This window comes from Tateyamaria sp. ANG-S1, from assembly GCF_000814025.1.
In the GTDB taxonomy this organism is placed as follows: Bacteria; Pseudomonadota; Alphaproteobacteria; order Rhodobacterales; family Rhodobacteraceae; genus Tateyamaria.
In genome coordinates, this window is record NZ_JWLL01000005.1 from 362,261 (window position 1) to 382,237 (window position 19,977).

Consider the following 19,977-nt stretch of genomic DNA (forward strand, 5'->3'; position numbering starts at 1 on the left):
GGAGGAAGAGGGATGGATACAATCTTTGCCCTCGCCACGGCGCAGGGGCGTGCCGGTGTCGCCGTTGTCCGTATATCCGGAGCGGCGGCGAAGGCAGTCGCCACGCAGCTTTGCTCTGACCTTCCAGCGTCTCGGGGCATGGCTACGCGGATTCTGCGCCGTTCAGACGGTCAGGTTCTGGATCATGCGCTGGTCCTTGTCTTTGACGCGCCACGCAGCTTTACCGGCGAAGATGTGGTTGAGCTTCATCTGCATGGCAGTATCGCTGTCGTGTCCGCCGTTTTGAGAGAGCTTTCCAAAACAGACGCTCGGCTAGCGGAACCAGGGGAGTTCACACGGCGCGCCCTGGAAAACAACAAGATGGATTTGGCGCAAGTCGAAGGCTTGGGCGATCTGATTGAGGCAGAGACCGAAGCGCAACGGCTACAAGCGCTGCGCACGGTTTCCGGCGAGCTTGGGCAACGGATTGAAGTCTGGCGCAGCCTTTTGATTCGTGCTGCTGCATTGATTGAAGTGACAATCGACTTTGCGGACGAGGATGTTCCGGTTGATGTCACGCCAGAAGTGCTGGATCTCTTGAAGCAGGTTACCGAAGACGTTGATGATCAGCTGCAAGGTTTTGCGTCCGCTGAAAGGATCAGGACGGGCTTCGAGGTTGCCATTGTAGGTGCGCCAAACGCTGGTAAATCCACACTCCTGAACACTTTGGCAAAACGCGATGCAGCGATCACGTCCGATATCGCTGGCACGACGCGGGATGTCATTGAAGTGCGGATGGATCTTGGCGGTTTGCCGGTGACGCTTCTTGATACGGCTGGCTTGCGTGATACGGGTGACAGGCTGGAGGCAGAAGGGATTGCGCGCGCATTTTCGCGCGCGAAGGACGCTGACTTGCGTGTTTTTCTGATTGAACCCGGGGAAGACTTGGGTGTTCTTGTTCAAGACGGCGATGTGGTGCGTGCACCAAAGGCGGATATCAGGAGGGACGCAGTGCCTTCCGTATCTGGGCTTAGCGGCCATGGTGTTGATACTTTGGTCAAGGAAGTGACTCAGGCACTTTTGAGCCGCAGTCAGTCCGCTGGCCTGGCCACACACGAACGGCATCGATCGGCGATGGAGAATGCCTTGAGTGATTTATCGTCGGCGTCTGTGCTGGTTGCGGCAGGTCCGGATCAGTACGAAATTGCTGCAGACCAAATGCGCATCGCGATTCGCTCTTTGGAAGCTGTCGTCGGGCGTGTAGACGTAGAAAACCTTTTGGACGAAATCTTTTCCAGCTTTTGCCTGGGTAAGTGATGGGAGTGTTTCACGTGAAACATTTTGACGTCATCGTTATCGGCGGCGGTCACGCTGGAACCGAAGCGGCACATGCTTCGGCCCGCATGGGTGTTTCCACGGCTTTGGTCACAATGAAGCGCTCGGGCATTGGGGTTATGTCCTGCAATCCCGCAATTGGTGGTTTGGGCAAAGGGCATCTAGTTCGAGAAATTGATGCTATGGATGGAGTCATGGGACGGGTCGCTGATGCTTCCGGCATCCAGTTCCGCTTGTTGAACCGTCGTAAGGGTCCGGCTGTTCAAGGTCCGCGTACACAATCTGATCGTACCGTCTATCAGGCGACTATGTTGAAGCTGACCGAGTCGGCGCCTAACCTGACAGTCATCGAAGGCGAGGTCGTTGATTTTCGGATGAACGGTAAAGACGTCGCTGGCGTTGTGCTGAGTGATGGTAGTGAAATTCCATCGTCGGCGGTTATTTTGACAACAGGCACATTTCTTCGCGGTGTCATTCATATCGGCGATATGTCCTATTCCGGTGGACGTATTGGGGATGACGCATCGGTCCCGCTTGCTGATCGTTTGGATGGTTTTGGATTGCCGATGGGTCGGTTGAAAACCGGGACGCCGCCCAGGTTGGACGGTAGAACGATCAACTGGGACATTTTAGAGGAACAAGAAGCGGACGAAGAGCCAAGTCTGTTTTCCTTCCTGTCCAAGTCAGCGCCGCTGCCGCAGGTCGCCTGCGGTATCACCCATACCAACAGTAGGACTCACGACATCATTCGCCAGAACCTCGATAGGTCTGCCATGTATGGGGGGCACATAGAGGGTGTCGGGCCAAGGTATTGTCCGTCTATCGAAGACAAAATCGTTCGCTTTGCGGATAAAGACAGCCATCAGGTTTTTCTTGAGCCTGAAGGTCTGAATGACGATACGATCTACCCTAATGGTATTTCCACATCTTTGCCTGCAGACGTCCAACTGCAATACGTGCATTCCATTGTGGGTCTGGAGCGTGCCGAAATTCTGCAGCCGGGCTACGCTATCGAATATGACTACATTGACCCACGCGCTCTGAACGCAAGTTTGGCGTTGCGTGGGGTGAACGGCCTTTTCCTTGCTGGGCAAATCAACGGTACAACCGGATATGAAGAGGCTGCTGCGCAAGGTTTGGTTGCTGGTCTGAATGCTGCCAGTGCTGTGTTGGACGGTGATCCGGTGCATTTTCGCCGTGACGAGAGCTATATCGGCGTGATGATTGATGATCTGACGACTCGCGGTGTTTCCGAGCCGTATAGAATGTTCACATCACGTGCAGAGTTTCGATTGTCCTTGCGCGCAGATAATGCTGATCAACGGCTGACAGAGTTTGGGTGCCAGATCGGTTGCGTGAGTGATGAAAGATTTTCGCTGTTCGATCAGAAGCGGGAAAAGCTGTCGGGCCTGCGTAGGCAACTCGACGCGGTTCAGTTCACGCCCAAAGAGATCGCAGCGCGTGGCGTTCGCATAAATCAGGATGGGACAAAGAGAACACCGTTTCAGCTTTTGGCTTTTCCGGATGTTACGTTTGCGCAGATCGCTGATCTGGTTCCTGAAGCAAAGGGCTACGCGCCGGACATTCAAGAGCAGATAGCCCGTGATGCCTTGTACGCCAACTACATTGCGCGGCAGCGCAAGGATATTGAAAAACTGCGTAAGGATGAGCAGCTGAAGATCCCGGCTGGCTTCGATTACTCAGAAATTTCAGGTCTCTCCTCTGAGCTGAAGTCGAAGCTTTCCACGGTTGCACCGGTGGACCTGGCGCAAGCTGGGCGTATCGACGGAATGACGCCAGCGGCACTTGCCCTCATTCTTGGGCGGATTCGACTGCTTGAAAAGAAATCTGCATGATCAGAGTTCCTGATTGGCTGCCATACGATGTTTCACGTGAAACATTGGAGAAGTTGCATGCTTACTCTGCGCTAATCCATAAGTGGAATCCCAGAATCAACTTGGTTGCACGATCAACACTTCAGGATTTGGAAGACAGACACATCTGGGACAGTGCCCAAGTGTATATAGATCGGGATGGCGGCTGGGTTGATTTCGGCAGCGGAGGTGGCCTGCCAGGTGTTGTTGTTGCAATCCTTGCTGACGGGTTCGGCGATGATCTTTCGGTGACGCTCGTTGAAAGCGATCAAAGGAAGGCGGCCTTTTTGCGCACTTGCGCACGAGAGCTGGAAATTCCCATGAAGGTCATCGCCAGCCGCGTTGAAAGTATTGCTGCGCTGAACGCTTACACAATATCTGCGCGTGCTCTGGCACCGCTTGATATGTTGCTTGGTTTTGCCGATCACCATTTGGCGGCGGACGGACTTTGCGTCTTTCAAAAGGGCGAACAGTGGCGACGTGAAATTGCCGATGCCGAAAGAAACTGGCGGTTTTCATACGAAGTGATGCACAGTAAAACCAAAAGCGAAGCAGTCGTCCTGCAAATCAAGGATATCCAGCGTGTCTGACCCCACGCGGCCGCCAGGGCCCAAAATCATCTCTGTCGCCAATCAAAAGGGTGGTGTGGGCAAAACCACAACAACCATCAACCTTGCCGCAGCATTGGTTGAGTTGGGAAACAGGGTTCTCGTTGTCGATTTGGACCCTCAAGGCAATGCATCCACTGGTTTGGGCATCGAAATGGATGATCGCGAGCGTACGACTTATGATCTGTTGCTTGAGGATGTTGCGCTAGAGGATGTGATCCTCGCGACGGATATCGAAGATCTTGCGATTGTGCCAGCGACCGTTGACCTTAGCTCGGCCGATATTGAGCTTATTTCAAACGAAAGGCGTAGCTTTTTGCTGCATGATGCTTTGCGGCAGACTGACATAGACGCCTATGAGTTTGACTTCGTTTTAATCGATTGCCCGCCGTCGCTGAACCTTTTGACGGTCAATGCGATGATCGCATCGCATTCCATATTGGTGCCGCTTCAAAGTGAATTCTTTGCGCTTGAGGGCCTGTCGCAGTTGATGCTGACCGTCCGGGAGGTTCGGCAAACCGGCAATCCCAATTTGCGGATCGAAGGTGTCGTGCTGACAATGCACGATGCGCGTAACAATCTGAGCCAACAGGTTGAGCAGGACGCGCGTGATAATCTTGGGGACATTGTGTTCAAGACGCGGATACCGCGCAACGTGCGAGTAAGTGAAGCGCCGTCGTTCGCGCTTCCGGTTCTTTCGTATGATAGCATGTCCAAGGGCGCAATCGCCTATCGTGACCTGGCCAAAGAACTGGTCGCCAACAATGCAGCAGTGGGGGCCTAACATGGCGAACAATGACAAGAAACGAGGGCTGGGCCGGGGTCTCTCTGCTCTCATGGCGGATGTGAACGAGCCAGCGCCGCAAGCTGCCTCCGCAGGCGGGGCTGGCGAACAGCAGATTCCGATCGAAAAGATAAAGCCGAACCCGAACCAGCCGCGCCGCCAATTTGAAGCTGCTCCATTGGAGGACCTCGTTGCGTCGATCAAGGAAAAGGGAGTCTTACAGCCTTTGATCGTGCGCCCATTGGGCGAAGGATTCGAGATCGTCGCCGGTGAACGCCGCTGGCGCGCTGCGCAGCAAGCGCAACTTCACGAACTTCCGGTGCTCGTGCGTGATTTCACGGACACTGAGGTTCTTGAGGTCGCCATTATTGAAAACATCCAACGCGCTGATCTGAACCCAATGGAAGAGGCTGCGGGCTACCGGCAACTGATGGATCGTTTCGGTCATACCCAAGAGAAGATGGCTGAGGCTTTGGGTAAGTCCCGCAGTCACATCGCCAATCTGCTGCGCCTTCTGCAATTGCCAGACTCGATCCAGAGCTTTGTCATGGATGGGGCACTAAGTGCGGGCCACGCGCGTGCGTTGATTACTGCGGCCGATCCGCTGGCGCTCGCCAAAACGGTCATTGTCGACGGTTTGTCGGTTCGCGCAACCGAAGCACTGGTTAAGAAAGAGGGCGAAGGATCTGGAAACAAGAATTTTACTGGATTGTCTAAGCCCAAGGTCGTTGAAAAGGATGCGGACACCAGAGCGCTGGAAGATGACTTGTCTGCGGCCACAGGCGTGAAAGTGTCGTTGACGCATAAACCGGATGGTGAGTCCGGTACTTTGACCCTGCAGTACAAGACGTTGGATCAACTTGATGATCTGTGTCGTAGGTTGAGCACAAGCTAGTCGGTCAACAGGGATCGAAGAACCCCGTTCAATAGGCTAAACCCTTGATTTGAAACGGATAATCTTTGATCCGCGACATGGACTAAGCTCATGTCTTTCAGCTCTTGCAGCTTTTCGTGGGGAAGGACGTGACCTGCGATCTTCTCAAATCGCCTTATGTCGATGCCTTCGACCAGGCGAAGACCCATCATGATGTATTCGACGGATTGGTCAGATTCTGAAAGAGCTTCCCGAGTTTCCCGATTGTCGCCTATGAGCCACGCTGCTGGCATCCGTTGCTGTTCGGTTGCGATACGGCTGCCGTTTAGGGTCAGACGCCCGTGCGCACCCGGTCCAATTCCTGCGTAGTCTCCATAGCGCCAGTAGATCAGATTGTGCCGGGATTCCGCGCCATCCTTTGCGTGGTTGGACACTTCGTACCGCGGCATATTGTGGGACGTGCAAACGTCTTGGGTCAGAGCGTACATATCTGCAGACAGATCATCATCCGGCAGTCCGCCCAGCTTCCCCCGTTTGTACCGATCTCCAAAGGCAGTGCCTGGCTCAACCGTAAGTTGGTACAGGGACACATGGTCCAGATCGAGTGACAGCGCTTGTTTGAGTTCTGCTTCCCATTGCGCCAGGGATTGATTTTGGCGCCCATACATCAGATCGAAGCTCACGCGATCAAATACGGAACGTGCGATGTCGAATGCGGCGAGGCCTTCGGCCGCCGTATGAAGGCGGCCCAAAGCGCGTAAGTCGGAGTCGTCGAGCGCCTGAATACCCATCGACACGCGGTTGACGCCAGCCGATCGGAAGGCTGCAAATTTGTCCGCTTCTACGGATGTTGGGTTGGCTTCGAGCGTAACTTCGACGTCATTGGCCATCGGCCATGTCCTTGCTGCGGTGTTCAACACAGCCTCGACCGTTGATGGTTCCATCAGACTTGGCGTGCCGCCGCCGAAAAAGATTGAGCGCAAGACACGTCCAGAGGTAAGTGCACCGACGCGCTGAATCTCAGAAACAAACGCGGTACGCCATGCTTCGTGATGGACAGTTCGAGTGACGTGACTGTTGAAGTCGCAGTAGGGGCATTTGGCGGCACAAAAAGGCCAGTGGATGTACAGTCCAAAACCACCTGCTTCCCAATCCTCAGCCAAAGCAACCCGCTATCAGTTTCTTAAAGCTGTCCGCCCGGTGGCTGATCGCATTTTTCTCGTCCGCTGACATTTCGGCAAATGTGCGTTCGTGTCCCAACGGTTGGAACATCGGGTCATATCCATGACCCAGCTTTCCGCGCACCGGCCAGACCAACGTGCCTTCGACCGTTCCGGCAAAGATTTCTTCGTGGCCGTCGGGCCAGGCCAGCACAAGCGTTGAACAGAAACGCGCCGTCCATGGCTGGGCGGCTTTGCGATCCTGTAATTCAGAGTGCGTGCGTGTCATCGCCAACATGAAATCGCGCCCATTCGGCGTTTCGGCCCAATCGGCGGTGTAGACGCCAGGTGCGCCATCCAGCCCATCCACCTCAATCCCGGAATCATCGGCAAGGGCAGGGAGGCCGGTTGCTTCTACCGCCGCCCGCGCCTTGATGCGTGCATTGCCGACAAAGGTGGTTTCTGTTTCTTCTGGCTCGCCCAGGTTCATTTCCTTTGCGCCGACCACACTCACACGAAAGGGATGGAACAATTGCTCCATCTCTTCCAGCTTGCCCGCGTTGTGCGTGGCGACCAGGATGCGATCCTCTTCGAACCGGCGTGTCATTCGGCAGCGCTTTGTTGCAGGGCGATCAGCTCGCCAACGCCCTTGTCCGCCAGATCCATCAGGGCATTCATTTGATCACGCGAGAATGTGGCGCCTTCTGCACTCATCTGCACTTCGATCAACTGTTTGTCGCCGGTCATGATGAAATTCCCGTCGACACCCGCGTCGCTGTCTTCGGGGTAGTCGAGGTCCAGCACCGGTTGGCCTGCGTAAATGCCGCAGCTTACTGCAGCGACGGGAGAGATCAGTGGATCGGTGATGACGTCACCTGCTTTCATCAGCTTGTTCACTGCCAGACGCAGTGCGACCCAGCCACCCGTGATGGACGCGCAGCGCGTTCCGCCATCGGCTTGCAGCACGTCGCAATCGACGGTGATTTGACGCTCACCCAACGCGACCCGGTCAACACCCGCACGGAGCGACCGGCCGATCAGACGCTGGATTTCAACTGTCCGCCCGCCTTGTTTGCCTGAGGCTGCCTCGCGCCGCATGCGCGTGTTGGTCGCGCGCGGCAGCATCCCGTATTCCGCCGTCACCCAACCGAGGCCGGAGCCCTTAATAAATGGCGGCACCCGATCCTCGATCGTTGCGGTACACAGGACATGGGTGTCACCCACTTTGATCAGTGCCGATCCTTCGGCGTGTTTGGTAAAGCCTGTTTCGATTGAAACAGACCGCATTTCGCTCAGTTCTCGACCGGAGGGGCGCATATGATGTCCTTTTGAGTGTGTGCATCGGGGATAGCCTTGCGCCCGGCCCAAGGGCAACCCCGATTGACCTTTGTTTTCTCAGGTCTTTAATACCTAGGGATGACCGACACGCAGAAATTGCTGGACGAGATGAACGACCGCTCGCGCGAGGTGTTTCGGCGGGTGGTCGAGGGGTATCTGAGTTCGGGTGACCCTGTTGGTTCCCGTACGCTGACGCGGGATTTCAGTGAAAAGGTCAGCGCAGCTACGATCCGCAACGTGATGCAGGACCTTGAGTTCATGGGCCTGCTTGACAGCCCGCACGTGAGTGCTGGGCGGATACCGACGCAGCTTGGGTTGCGCATGTTCGTCGATGGCTTGCTGGAAGTTGGCGTGCCTGACGAATCCGATCGCGAAAAGATCGACGCGACACTTGGGACCAATGAACGGGATGTCACTGGACTGCTGGATCGTGTCGGATCGGCTTTGTCCGGTGTGACGCAAGGCGCGTCATTGGTGTTGACGCCTAAACATGAGGCAGCGATCAAGCATCTGGATTTTGTCCCCTTGGGCCCGGAACAGGCGCTGGTGGTTCTGGTCTTTGCCGATGGGCATGTGGAGAACCGGCTTTTTCAACCGCCGCCGGGCCAAACGCCGTCGTCCATGCGGGAGGCCGCGAACTTCCTGAACGCCATGATCGAAGGGCGCACGCTGAGCGAAGTGAAAACGATCATGCAGCGCGATATTTCCGAACGCCGGCAAGAAATTGATTCGCTTGCTCAAGCGCTTGTCGAAAGCGGTTTGGCGTCTTGGGAGGGTGAAGGAGACACGCCCGAGCGGCTGATTGTCCGTGGGCGGTCAAACCTTCTGGCCGAGTCGACCGAAGCTGAGGATCTGGATCGCATTCGGTCCCTTTTTGACGACCTTGAGCGCAAGCGCGACATTGCCGAATTCCTGGACCTGACCCAGGATGGCGATGGTGTGCGCATTTTTATTGGCTCAGAGAACAAACTTTTCTCACTTTCGGGTTCCTCTTTGGTTGTTTCCCCATATATGAACGCGGATCGAAAGATTATCGGAGCGGTGGGGGTCATCGGGCCCACCCGGCTTAATTATGGCCGGATCGTTCCGATTGTGGATTACACAGCCCAGCTGGTCGGGCGGATGCTGACGGACCGCAACGAAAGGTGACACATGGCTGAGCCGAAGAACGACGAATTCCTCGATGACATCGATATGGCCGAGGAAGAAGTCTATGCCGATGAGATGGCGGAAATTGATGATGAGGCGCTGGAACTTGACCAGTTGCGTGCTGAACGGGACGAGTTGAAAGACCGCTTCATGCGCGCGCTGGCTGATGCCGAGAATGCGCGTAAGCGGTCTGAGAAAGACCGTCGCGAGGCGGAGAATTATGGCGGCTCCAAGCTGGCCCGTGACATGCTGCCCGTCTATGACAACATGAAACGCGCACTCGAATCCGCGACGGATGAACAGCGTGAGATCTCGGCTGCATTGCTGGAAGGTGTCGAGCTGACGATGCGCGAACTGCTGAACGTGTTCAAGAAACACGGGATCGAGCGGATTTCGCCGGAAGTTGGTGACACCTTTGATCCCCAGCACCACCAGGCCATGTTTGAGGCACCTGTACCTGGAACCAAGGCAGGCGAGATCATTCAGGTGTCTGCCGAAGGATTTATGCTGCACGATCGCTTGCTGCGTCCCGCTCAGGTTGGCGTGTCATCAACACCTGCAAGCTAGGGCTTTTGAATATCTGAAGAACAATGAAGGCGCGGTCAGGATTTGACCGCGTCTTTCAGTTTGTAGATCAGATCGAGCGCCTCGCGAGGCGTGAGTTCGTCGGGATGGATCGACTCAACCATCTCTAACACGGGCGATTTTTCGATTTTCACCGGTTGCGGCGGTGGTGCCGCCGAGAATAGCGGCAGATCATCGATCAGCGTCTTTTGTGTGGCGCCGCCTTCGCGCTCGCCGGATTCCAATGCGTCCAGTACGACCCGCGCGCGGGCAATAACCGCGGGTGGTAGGCCCGCCAATTGCGCCACTTGCACGCCATAGGATCGGTCCGCTGCGCCGCGTTTGACCTCGTGGAGGAAAATGACCTCGCCATCCCATTCCTTGACCGACACAGTGGCGTTTTCCACTCCGTCCAACTTGCCTGCCAGCGCCGTCATCTCGTGATAATGCGTGGCAAAAAGCGCGCGGGACTTGTTCACATCATGCAGGTGTTCAAGCGTGGCCCAGGCGATGGACAGTCCGTCATAGGTTGCCGTGCCGCGCCCGATTTCGTCGAGGATCACCAGCGCGCGATCATCGGCCTGGTTAAGAATGGCCGCCGTCTCGACCATTTCGACCATAAAGGTCGACCGTCCGCGTGCCAGATCGTCGGACGCACCAACACGGCTAAAAATCTGGCTGACGAGCCCGATATGCGCTGACTGTGCGGGAACGAAACTGCCCATTTGCGCGAGGATTGCGATGAGCGCGTTCTGACGCAGGAAGGTCGACTTACCCGACATGTTCGGCCCTGTCAGAAGCCAAACCGCCGCACCATCTTCTGCGTTCAGTTCGCAATCATTGGCAATGAAAGGTGAACCACCTTGCTTGGATAGTGCGTGTTCAACAACAGGATGCCGGCCGCCTGCAATTTCAAATGTGCGAGACGTATCGAGGTTGGGTTTGGTCCAATTCTGGGCCGTAGCCAGCGTGGCCAAGCCGGTGGCCAGATCAATCTCGGCCAAGGCATTTGCCGTTTGACTGATCTGGGCTGCGTTGTCCAAAACTAGCGTTTTCAGGCTTTCATAGAGACGCTTTTCGATTTCAAGCGCCCTGCCACCAGCATTCAGGATGCGCGTTTCCAGGTCTGACAGTTCCACGGTCGTGAACCTAATCTGATTGGCCGTCGTCTGCCGGTGAATAAAGGTTTCGTTCAGCGGCGCGGACATCATCTTGTCCGCATGGGTCGCTGTGACTTCGATGAAGTAGCCGAGCACATTGTTGTGCTTGATCTTTAAGGATTGAACGCCGGCTTGGGCGGCGTAGTCCTGTTGCATCTTGGCGATGACTGATCGCCCCTCGTCCCGCAATTGCCGCGCTTCGTCCAAGTCGGCATCGCATCCGGTCGCGATGAACCCGCCATCGCGTGCGAGCAGTGGCGGATCGGCAACCAGATCATTTTCCAAACGCTCAATGAGGTCTGCATGTCCGGCGAGATCCCGGTAAGCACGCACCAGCAATTCAGGCAAATCGTCAGGTTGCGTGTCGAACAGCGCCTGTGCTTGACCCAATCCGTTGCGCAAAGCGGCCAGATCACGCGGCCCGCCCCGATCGAGAGACAGCCGTGACAATGCGCGATCCATATCCGGGACACGTTTGAGTGCCTCTCGGATAGCGCGTGCAAATTCAGCGTTCTCGGTGCTGTAATCTACGGCATTCAAACGATCTGAAACCGTCTCTAACACGCGCGAAGGCGAGGAAAGCCGCCGTTCCAGCAGCCTTGCACCTGCTGCGGTGACGGTCTGGTCGATCACTGACAGAAGCGATCCGTTGCGCCCACCTGACAGCGCGGATGTCAGTTCAAGATTGCGGCGCGTGGCGGCATCGATCTGCACGGTGCGCGCTTGAACCTCCTGCCGAGGTGGGCGGAGGAGGGGCAGTTTGCCCTTTTGCGTGATCTTAAGATACTCGACCAGCGCACCCATGGCGCCAACCTCGGCCCGTGAAAACGTACCGAACGCGTCGAGTGTTTGCACATTGAACAGCGTCCCAACGCGGTCGGCACCCGCAGTGCTGTCGAACGCCGCGCCTCCAAGCGCCGTGATCGAAATGCCAAAATCTTCGACCAAGGGGCGCAACTCGGCCTCCTTCGCATCGGTGACGATCAGTTCGGAGGGTGCGAGGCGGGCCAATTCAGGCCCTAACAAGGTCAAATCAAGCGACATCACCGATAGCGCACCGGTTGAGATGTCGACCCAAGCCAATGCGCCTTCGCCCCGCACATCGGCAAAGGCAGCAAGGAAATTGTGTCGCCGTGCTTCGAGCAGTGTGTCTTCGGTCAACGTCCCAGGTGTGACCAGCCGCACGACATCGCGCTTCACGACCGACTTCGATCCGCGTTTCTTCGCCTCCGCCGGGCTTTCCATCTGTTCACAGACCGCGACGCGAAAGCCTTTGCGGATCAAGGTCAGCAGATAGCCTTCGGCCGAATGCACGGGCACACCGCACATGGGGATGTCAGCGCCGTCATGCTTGCCGCGCTTGGTCAGGGCGATGTCCAGCGCCTCTGCTGCGTTGACTGCATCGTCAAAGAACATCTCGTAGAAATCGCCCATGCGATAGAACAGAAGCGCACCGGGGTGCGCCTCCTTGATCTCGAGATATTGCGCCATCATGGGCGTGACCGACATGACATTCCCCCGTTCGTCGCGCGACCTTACAAACGGTCACACCCAAGGAAAAGCCAAAGTCGATTGAGGCGCGGAACCTGGCGCGCTAAGACGCCATGGTGCGACGGGAGGACAACCGCAGATGAGTAAGACAAAGGTGACGCCAGAAGAAGCGTTGGCGTTCCACACGGAACCCACGCCCGGCAAGTTCGAGATCCAGGCCACTGTGCCGATGACGACCCAACGGGATCTGAGCCTTGCTTACAGCCCCGGCGTTGCGGTGCCTTGTGAGGCTATCGCGGAAAATCCCGAAACGGCTTATGATTATACGAACAAGGGCAACCTTGTGGCCGTGATTTCCAATGGCACTGCCGTGTTGGGCTTGGGCAATCTGGGCGCGCTTGGGTCGAAGCCTGTGATGGAAGGCAAGTCGGTCTTGTTCAAGCGGTTTGCGGACGTGAACTCCATCGACATCGAGCTGGACACCGAAGACCCGGATGCCTTCTGTCAGGCAGTGAAACTGATGGGTCCGACCTTTGGTGGCATCAATCTTGAGGACATCAAGGCGCCCGAATGCTTCATCATTGAACAGCGCCTGAAGGAAGAGATGGACATTCCGGTCTTCCATGACGACCAGCATGGGACCGCCGTGATTTGTGCGGCTGGCCTGATCAATGCGCTGCATATCTCGGGCAAAAAGATCGAAGACGTGAAGATTGTTCTGAACGGGGCAGGGGCTGCGGGTATCGCGTGTATCGAGCTGCTCAAGTCGATGGGCGCGCGGCACGAGAATTGCATCGTGTGTGACACCAAGGGAGTCATCTACCAGGGCCGGACCGAAGGGATGAACCAGTGGAAGTCGGCCCATGCGGTTAAAACCGAGCTGCGATCGCTGGAAGAGGCCATGAAAGGTGCTGATGTCTTCCTTGGTGTGTCGGTCAAGGGGGCGGTGACGCCTGCGATGGTTGAAAGCATGGGCGACAACCCGGTGATCTTTGCTATGGCGAACCCGGATCCCGAGATCACGCCCGAAGAAGCGCATGAGGTCCGAATGGACGCCATCGTTGCGACCGGGCGCAGCGACTATCCGAACCAGGTCAACAACGTGCTTGGGTTCCCGTACCTCTTCCGAGGCGCGCTGGACATCAATGCACGCGCCATCAACGACGAGATGAAGATCGCCTGCGCCCACGCCCTTGCCGCGCTTGCCCGCGAGGATGTGCCGGACGAAGTGGCGCTGGCCTATGGCAAGTCGCTGTCCTTTGGACGCGATTACATCATTCCGACACCGTTTGACCCGCGCCTTATCCACCGTATTCCCCCTGCCGTGGCCAAGGCTGGTATGGACACAGGTGCAGCGAGGCGCCCCATCATCGACATGGAGGCGTACGAACTGAGCCTGAAGTCCCGCATGGACCCGACGGCCAGCATCCTGACCGGCATCAACGCCCGCGCGCGCGCGGCACAGGCGCGCATGATCTTTGCCGAAGGCGACGATCCGCGCGTCTTGCGCGCTGCTGTCATGTACCAGCGCAACGGCTTCGGCAAAGCGCTGGTCGTGGGACGGCAGGACGAGGTGAAGGCCAAGCTGGAACAGTCTGGCCTTGGCGATGCCGTGCGTGAACTGGAGGTCGTGAATGCCGCCAACACCACGCATCTGGATGCTTACAAATCGCATCTTTATGACCGTTTGAACCGCCGTGGATTTGACCGTCAGGACATCCACCGGCTTGCCGCGCGGGATCGACACGTTTTTGCGGCCCTTATGCTGGCCCATGGACACGGCGACGGGATTGTAACGGGCGCAACGCGCAAGTCTGCCCACGTCCTGGACCGGATCGGCCATGTCTTTGACGTTCAACCGAAAAGCAAGACCGCCGGGATCACGGCCCTGATCCAGAAGGGGCGCATCGTGTTCATGGCGGATACGCTGGTGCATGAATGGCCGGACGAAGAGGATTTGGCAGACATTGCCGAACAGGCCGCAACGGTCGCACGCAACATGGGGCTTGAGCCGCGCGTTGCCTTTGTCAGCTTCTCGACCTTTGGCTACCCGGTGTCGGAACGGGCTGAAAAGATGCACAAAGCGCCGCTGGTTTTGGACGAACGTGGGGTCGATTTCGAATACGAAGGCGAGATGACAGTTGATGTTGCGCTGAACGCGCAGGCGCAGGCGGCCTATCCGTTCTCGCGCCTGACAGGGCCTGCCAATATCCTCGTTGTACCAGCCCGTCACTCGGCGAGTATTTCGGTCAAGTTGATGCAGGAAATGGGTGGTGCCACGGTGATTGGCCCCATCCTTGCCGGTGTTGGGGGGTCGATCCAGATTTGTTCGGCCGTATCGACGGCCAATGATATCCTCAACATGGCGGTCCTTGCCGCGTGCAAGGTGGGCTGATGGCTGTCTGGAACCTCGGCTCCATCAATATCGACAATGTGTATCGCGTGCCGCACCTGCCTGCGGCGGGTGAGACGTTAGCGGCGACGGAGTTCAGCCAGGGTCTGGGCGGCAAGGGGGCCAATATGTCCGTCGCGATTGCCCGGGCCGCGGCCCGTGTTGCGCACATTGGTGCCGTTGGATCTGAGGGGAAATGGACGGTCGAACGCTTGATGGAATACGGCGTAGACACGCGCCCCATTGAGGTGATGAGTGATCGTGCGACGGGCCACGCAAACATCGCGGTGGCTGAAGATGGCGAAAACCAAATCGTGCTGTTTTCAGGCTCTAACAGGGCGATTTCGTCGTCCTCTGTTGGTCAAGCTCTCGCCGAAGCATCGCCGGGCGACACGTTCATCACGCAGAATGAGACCAACGGTCAGCGAGAGGCAGCAGAGATCGCCAAGCAGTTGGGTCTGCGGGTGATTTACGCCGCCGCACCCTTCGACCCGGATGCCGTTCGCGATGTTTTGCCCTTTGTCGACTTGTTGGTACTGAACCAGGTTGAGGCCGAACAGCTTGAGGACGCTCTTGGCAAACCGGTCCACGCGCTGGGCGTCGAAGATGTCGTTGTCACGTTGGGGTCAGGCGGGTGCTTGTGGCTGAACGGATCAGGTGAGGAAACGCATGTTCCAGCGATTTCCGTCACACCGGTCGATACCACAGGGGCCGGGGACACCTTTACGGGTTATCTAGTGGCTGGCTTGGACCGTGGTATGCCCATGCAGCAGGCGTTGAACCTTGCGACACAGGCTGGCGCACTCATGGTCACGCGGTTGGGAACTGCCGATGTCATCCCCGATCTGAAAGAGATCGAGGACGCCAAGCTCGGTTAGCTTCCGGCAAACGGTGCCGCGTCGCCCCACAATTGGCGCACCCGCTCGTCCCGGCCACATGCCTCGCGGTAGGCTTTGTAAGCGTTTGCTTTCGATTTGGGGCCGAACCGGGTCAGGATGATGCCGGTTTGCTTGTAGTAGTCCTGATGATAGCTGTCCGCTGGGTAGAATTCTGATGCGTTCAGGATGGGCGTTACAACAGTCTGACCAAGTGCTGTCTGCGCGTCCGACTTTGCTTGTTCGGCAGCTGCCTTTTGATCCGGACTGGCGAAGATAGCCGTCCGGTAGCTTTCACCCCGGTCGCAGAACTGGCCGCCAGCGTCCGTGGGATCAACGGAACGGAAAAACAGATTGTAGAGCGTATCGGCAGACACCTTGGACGGGTCGTATGTGATCTGCACCGCCTCGTAGTGGCCCGTTCCGCCCTTCACCACTTGCTTGTAGGTTGGGTTTGCGACTGTGCCACCGGCAAAACCTGACACGGCTTCGGTCACGCCATTCACCTTTTCAAAGTCCGCCTCGACGCACCAGAAACAGCCACCAGCGACGGTGATGGTTTCAAGCTGCTGCGCGTGGGCAGTTTTTGCCTGCGCTAGAAATCCCAGCCCAATCATGAAGCCAAGTGAGACGGTTTTCAGTGTGCGAACGGATGTCATAATGTGCCTCCTCTGTCCCCAGCCAGGTTAACGCGATGCGCAAGACGCTCAATTCACAGGACAGAGAGATCGCGCAAGCGTGAGATTGTTTACCGTCCGCGTGAACCCGCGTAGCGTCGCGCCATGACGATACGCATTGCCATGTGGTCCGGCCCCCGCAACCTGTCGACTGCCATGATGTACAGCTTTGCGGCGCGGGGTGATTGCCGGGTGGTGGATGAGCCCTTTTACGCCGCATACCTGGCGCAAACGGGGGCCGATCATCCAATGCGGGACGATGTGTTGCGAACGCAAAACCAGGACCCGGATCGTGTTGCGGAAACACTGATTTCCCCTGTGTTAGAGCCTCTTTTTTACCAGAAGCATATGACCCACCACATGTTGGATGAATGGAGTACGGAGTGGATGGACCATGTCATGCACTTGTTCCTAATCCGGCACCCGGCACGGGTTGTCGCCAGCTATGCCCGCAAGCGTGAAGCGCCGGTTTTCGAGGATTTGGGCTTTGCCCAGCAAGCTCAGATATTTGCCCAGCTCGGCGGAGGCATTGTTGTGGATTCGAGTGATATCCGCGCTGACCCTGCAGGAGTGTTACAGAAGCTTTGCAACGCAATCGGCATTTCTTGGACCGAAAGGATGTTGTCTTGGCCTGCCGGTGGGCACCCCGACGACGGAGTGTGGGCTGCGCATTGGTATAATGCGGTTCATGCCTCGACCGGATTTGATGAGGCAGAGGGGCCTTTACCGGAGTTAGCCGGTAAATACGCAGTTTTAGTGGATGCGGCGATGCCCTATTACGAGGCGCTCGCCGCACACAGAATCACTTGAGCCGACGGTCCCGCGCGGCCAACAGCTTGAGCCGCAGAGCGTTCAGTTGGATGAACCCTGCTGCGTCCTTCTGATCATAAGCGCCAGCGTCATCTTCGAAGGTCACGTGCGCTTCGGAGTAGAGCGAGTGATCCGACCAACGGCCGACTGTACGTGCCAGACCCTTGTAGAGTTTCAAACGGACAGTTCCCGTCACATGCTCCTGGCTTTTGTCGATCAGGGCTTGCAACATCTCGCGTTCGGGCGAGAACCAGAAGCCGTTGTAGATCAGTTCGGCATAGCGCGGCATCAATTCGTCCTTGAGGTGCGCAGCCCCGCGGTCCAGCGTGATCTGTTCGATCCCGCGATGGGCCTCCAGCAGGATCGTGCCGCCGGGCGTTTCGTAGATGCCGCGGGATTTCATGCCGACAAAGCGACCCTCGACCAGATCGAGACGGCCAATCCCGTGTTTGCCGCCCAGTTCGTTCAATTTGGTCAGAACGGTGGCCGGCGACATCATTTCGCCGTTGATAGAGACTGCATCGCCTTTGTCGAAGCCCACTTCGATGTACTCGGGCGTGTCCGGCGCATCCTCAGGATTGACAGTGCGTTGGTATACGTAATCGGGCGCATCCTCGGCTGGATCTTCCAGCACTTTGCCCTCGGATGAGGTGTGCAGCAGGTTGGCGTCCACGCTGAAGGGGGCCTCGCCGCGCTTGTCCTTGGCGATGGGGATTTGATTTTTCTCTGCAAAGTCGATCAGTTTCGTCCGGCTGGACAGGTCCCATTCGCGCCAGGGTGCGATGACCTTGATGTCGGGGTTGAGCGCGTATGCGGCCAGTTCGAACCGGACCTGATCGTTGCCTTTGCCGGTGGCGCCGTGGGCGACGGCATCCGCGCCTTCTGCGGCAGCAATTTCAACCAGCCGTTTGGAAATCAACGGGCGCGCGATGGAGGTGCCCAGCAGATACAAACCTTCATAAAGGGCATTGGCGCGGAACATTGGGAAGACGAAATCGCGTACGAATTCTTCGCGTACGTCTTCGATGTAGATCGCGGATGCACCCATCATTTCCGCCTTGGCGCGTGCCGGTTCCAGTTCTTCGCCCTGGCCCAGATCGGCGGTGAAGGTCACGACCTCGCACCCGTATTCCGTCTGCAGCCATTTCAGGATGATCGAGGTGTCGAGGCCGCCGGAATAGGCCAGCACAACTTTCTTGGGTGCGCTCATCGTCTGTCTTCCCTTGCAAGAGTTGGCTGCCGATAGCCGTTTTGGCGCAGAGGGGCAAGATTGACCCGTGTTGGCGGTGCCGCTAGGTCAGTGAGATTGCCGCGAAGGGGTGAATGGATGAGCTTTCAGGATGATGCGCGCGCCGGGGAACAGGCCATGCGCGCGGTTTTTCCGCCAACTCCGCTGCTTCGGAACGAGGTGCTGTCGGATCGGTACAAAGCCGATATCTGGCTCAAGCGCGAGGACCTGAGCCCAGTACGATCCTACAAGCTGCGCGGCGCGTTCAACGCGATGCGGAAGGTGATGACCGATGGCGCTGTGTTCGTCTGTGCCAGTGCGGGCAATCACGCGCAGGGTGTTGCCTTCATGTGCAAGCATTTCGGTGTGCATGGCGTGATCTTCATGCCGGTCACGACGCCACAGCAGAAGGTCATGAAGACCCAGATGTTTGGCGGCGATCATGTCGAGGTGCGTCTGACTGGTGACTACTTTGACGACACACTTGCCTCTGCCCAAAGGTTTTGCGCGGACGCGGACGCGCATTTTTTGTCGCCTTTCGATGATGGGGATGTGATTGAAGGGCAAGCGTCTGTTGCGGTCGAGATCGAGTCACAGTTGGGTCGCGCCCCTGATCACATTATCCTGCCCGTCGGCGGCGGTGGACTGTCCGCAGGCACACGCAGCTATTTCGAAGAGCGCGTGCACTACACATTTGTAGAGCCGACTGGTGCGCCGTCGCTCGCCAGCGCGGTTGCGGCCGGTCATCCGGTCGACGTGTCGCCGATCAATACCTTTGTTGATGGTGCTGCCGTGGCAACTATCGGTGCGCGCACTTTTGCACGGTTGAAAACCGTTAACCCATCGGACGTGATCGACATCCCCGAGGACCGCATTTGTACCACGATCATCGACATGTTGAATGTAGAAGGCATTGTGCTGGAACCCGCTGGCGCACTGGCCATCGAAGCGCTGGGCGATGTCGCGGATCGGATCGTGGGCAAAACGGTTGTCTGTGTCACATCCGGTGGAAACTTCGATTTCGAGCGGTTGCCCGAGGTCAAGGAACGCGCGCAGCGATATTCCGGTGTGAAGAAGTATTTCATCCTGCGGATGCCGCAGCGCCCCGGTGCGTTGAAGGACTTTCTGAATATCCTTGGACCGGATGATGACATTGCCCGCTTTGAATATCTCAAGAAGTCAGCGCGCAATTTCGGGTCTGTCCTGATCGGGATCGAGACGAAGCGCCCCGAAAACTTTGACCGCTTTCTGTCGGAGCTGGATGCGGGTGGCTTTACCTACACCGACATCACCAACGACGAAACTCTGGCGCAATTCGTGATCTAGGCGGCTTGGCCATCAGCGAGACCGGATGTGAATGCGGCCTTGGATGCGTCAAAACTCGTCAGAATCGCAGTTATGTCGACCTCTGACGCCTTACCCTTGGCCGATAGCGCTTCACCCTTGTGACAGAGCGTCGAAAACTCGGTAAAACCAAGGTTGAGAGCGCTGCCTTTGAGTGCGTGAAGGTCCTCTTCCAAACGGGACAAATCCGGTCCCGCCCGCAGGCCGTCGATGATTTCTGTGACCTCTTCGATGAACAGCGGAACCACTTCTTCGAAGTCTTCTTCGCCGATTTCAGCACGCAGGGTGCTGACACGTTCCCAATCAATCATTACCGTCTCCGATCGCTTTGACCG

Annotated in this window: 18 protein-coding genes; 11 read left to right on the forward strand and 7 right to left on the reverse strand. The window is 57.2% G+C overall.

The genetic code is table 11. The annotated features are described in order from the left end of the window. The first annotated feature begins 12 nt into the window (after positions 1-12). The 5 genes from mnmE to RA29_RS09115 are packed head-to-tail and all read left to right on the forward strand — an operon-like array spanning position 13 to position 5,475. Positions 13-1,296 (forward strand): tRNA uridine-5-carboxymethylaminomethyl(34) synthesis GTPase MnmE, encoded by a 1,284-nt coding sequence (gene mnmE, locus RA29_RS09095; RefSeq protein ID WP_039685108.1) that lies wholly within the window; start codon positions 13-15, stop codon positions 1,294-1,296. 14 nt (positions 1,297-1,310) lie between these two features. Continuing rightward, positions 1,311-3,170, forward strand: coding sequence for a tRNA uridine-5-carboxymethylaminomethyl(34) synthesis enzyme MnmG (gene mnmG, locus RA29_RS09100; RefSeq protein ID WP_039685917.1), 1,860 nt, complete (start codon positions 1,311-1,313; stop codon positions 3,168-3,170). Further along, positions 3,167-3,778 carry a 16S rRNA (guanine(527)-N(7))-methyltransferase RsmG gene (gene rsmG, locus RA29_RS09105; protein WP_039685110.1) on the forward strand — a complete coding sequence of 204 codons (612 nt, stop codon included), beginning with the start codon at positions 3,167-3,169 and terminating at the stop codon, positions 3,776-3,778. The genes mnmG and rsmG overlap by 4 nt, the downstream gene beginning before the upstream one ends. Then, a complete protein-coding gene (locus tag RA29_RS09110) occupies positions 3,771-4,580 on the forward strand; it encodes an AAA family ATPase (RefSeq protein WP_039685112.1) in 810 nt (269 codons plus the stop codon). Before rsmG ends, RA29_RS09110 begins: the two co-directional genes overlap by 8 nt. 1 nt (position 4,581) lies before the next feature. Continuing rightward, positions 4,582-5,475 (forward strand): ParB/RepB/Spo0J family partition protein, encoded by an 894-nt coding sequence (locus RA29_RS09115; RefSeq protein ID WP_039685114.1) that lies wholly within the window; start codon positions 4,582-4,584, stop codon positions 5,473-5,475. On the opposite strand, the gene hemW is transcribed toward RA29_RS09115, so the two are convergent. From hemW to rph, 3 genes are read right to left on the reverse strand one after another with little or no spacing between them, the layout of a single operon-like run. Next, on the reverse strand, positions 5,472-6,617 hold the full coding sequence (gene hemW, locus RA29_RS09120) for a radical SAM family heme chaperone HemW (protein ID WP_039685115.1): 1,146 nt from the start codon (positions 6,615-6,617) through the stop codon (positions 5,472-5,474). The genes RA29_RS09115 and hemW overlap by 4 nt on opposite strands. Then, entirely contained in the window at positions 6,610-7,221 is a 612-nt protein-coding gene (gene rdgB, locus RA29_RS09125; protein ID WP_039685117.1) for an RdgB/HAM1 family non-canonical purine NTP pyrophosphatase, read from the reverse strand. Before rdgB ends, hemW begins: the two co-directional genes overlap by 8 nt. Then, the gene (rph, locus tag RA29_RS09130; RefSeq protein WP_039685119.1) at positions 7,218-7,931 is read right to left on the reverse strand and encodes a ribonuclease PH; all 714 of its coding nucleotides are present in this window, start codon (positions 7,929-7,931) and stop codon (positions 7,218-7,220) included. Before rph ends, rdgB begins: the two co-directional genes overlap by 4 nt. Positions 7,932-8,030: 99 nt before the next feature. Between rph and hrcA the strand changes: the two genes are divergently transcribed. After that, entirely contained in the window at positions 8,031-9,101 is a 1,071-nt protein-coding gene (gene hrcA / locus RA29_RS09135) for a heat-inducible transcriptional repressor HrcA (RefSeq protein WP_039685121.1), read from the forward strand. Between the two features lie 3 nt (positions 9,102-9,104). Then, positions 9,105-9,668, forward strand: a complete 564-nt coding sequence (locus tag RA29_RS09140) for a nucleotide exchange factor GrpE (RefSeq protein ID WP_039685123.1) — start codon at positions 9,105-9,107, stop codon at positions 9,666-9,668. 35 nt (positions 9,669-9,703) lie between these two features. Here the strand turns inward: RA29_RS09140 and mutS are convergent, their stop codons facing one another. Continuing rightward, positions 9,704-12,334, reverse strand: coding sequence for a DNA mismatch repair protein MutS (gene mutS, locus RA29_RS09145; RefSeq protein ID WP_039685124.1), 2,631 nt, complete (start codon positions 12,332-12,334; stop codon positions 9,704-9,706). 121 nt (positions 12,335-12,455) lie between these two features. Between mutS and RA29_RS09150 the strand changes: the two genes are divergently transcribed. Both RA29_RS09150 and RA29_RS09155 read left to right on the forward strand, forming a co-directional pair. Beyond that, positions 12,456-14,711 (forward strand): NADP-dependent malic enzyme, encoded by a 2,256-nt coding sequence (locus tag RA29_RS09150; RefSeq protein WP_039685129.1) that lies wholly within the window; start codon positions 12,456-12,458, stop codon positions 14,709-14,711. Next, positions 14,711-15,586: a ribokinase gene (locus RA29_RS09155; RefSeq protein WP_039685130.1), complete on the forward strand. Its 876-nt coding sequence runs from the start codon at positions 14,711-14,713 to the stop codon at positions 15,584-15,586. The genes RA29_RS09150 and RA29_RS09155 overlap by 1 nt, the downstream gene beginning before the upstream one ends. On the opposite strand, the gene msrA is transcribed toward RA29_RS09155, so the two are convergent. Then, positions 15,583-16,242 carry a peptide-methionine (S)-S-oxide reductase MsrA gene (msrA, locus tag RA29_RS09160; RefSeq protein ID WP_052249567.1) on the reverse strand — a complete coding sequence of 220 codons (660 nt, stop codon included), beginning with the start codon at positions 16,240-16,242 and terminating at the stop codon, positions 15,583-15,585. The two genes, RA29_RS09155 and msrA, sit on opposite strands and share 4 nt — an antisense overlap. Before the next feature lie 123 nt (positions 16,243-16,365). On the opposite strand from msrA, the gene RA29_RS09165 reads away from it, so the two are divergent. After that, positions 16,366-17,070 (forward strand): HAD family hydrolase, encoded by a 705-nt coding sequence (locus RA29_RS09165; RefSeq protein ID WP_241462577.1) that lies wholly within the window; start codon positions 16,366-16,368, stop codon positions 17,068-17,070. Here RA29_RS09165 and RA29_RS09170 read toward each other — a convergent pair. Then, the gene (locus RA29_RS09170) at positions 17,063-18,280 is read right to left on the reverse strand and encodes an argininosuccinate synthase (RefSeq protein WP_039685132.1); all 1,218 of its coding nucleotides are present in this window, start codon (positions 18,278-18,280) and stop codon (positions 17,063-17,065) included. The genes RA29_RS09165 and RA29_RS09170 overlap by 8 nt on opposite strands. 117 nt (positions 18,281-18,397) lie before the next feature. Between RA29_RS09170 and ilvA the strand changes: the two genes are divergently transcribed. Next, positions 18,398-19,624, forward strand: coding sequence for a threonine ammonia-lyase IlvA (ilvA, locus tag RA29_RS09175; RefSeq protein WP_039685134.1), 1,227 nt, complete (start codon positions 18,398-18,400; stop codon positions 19,622-19,624). Here ilvA and RA29_RS09180 read toward each other — a convergent pair. Then, positions 19,621-19,953, reverse strand: coding sequence for an Hpt domain-containing protein (locus RA29_RS09180; RefSeq protein WP_039685136.1), 333 nt, complete (start codon positions 19,951-19,953; stop codon positions 19,621-19,623). The two genes, ilvA and RA29_RS09180, sit on opposite strands and share 4 nt — an antisense overlap. Between the last annotated feature and the right edge of the window lie 24 nt (positions 19,954-19,977).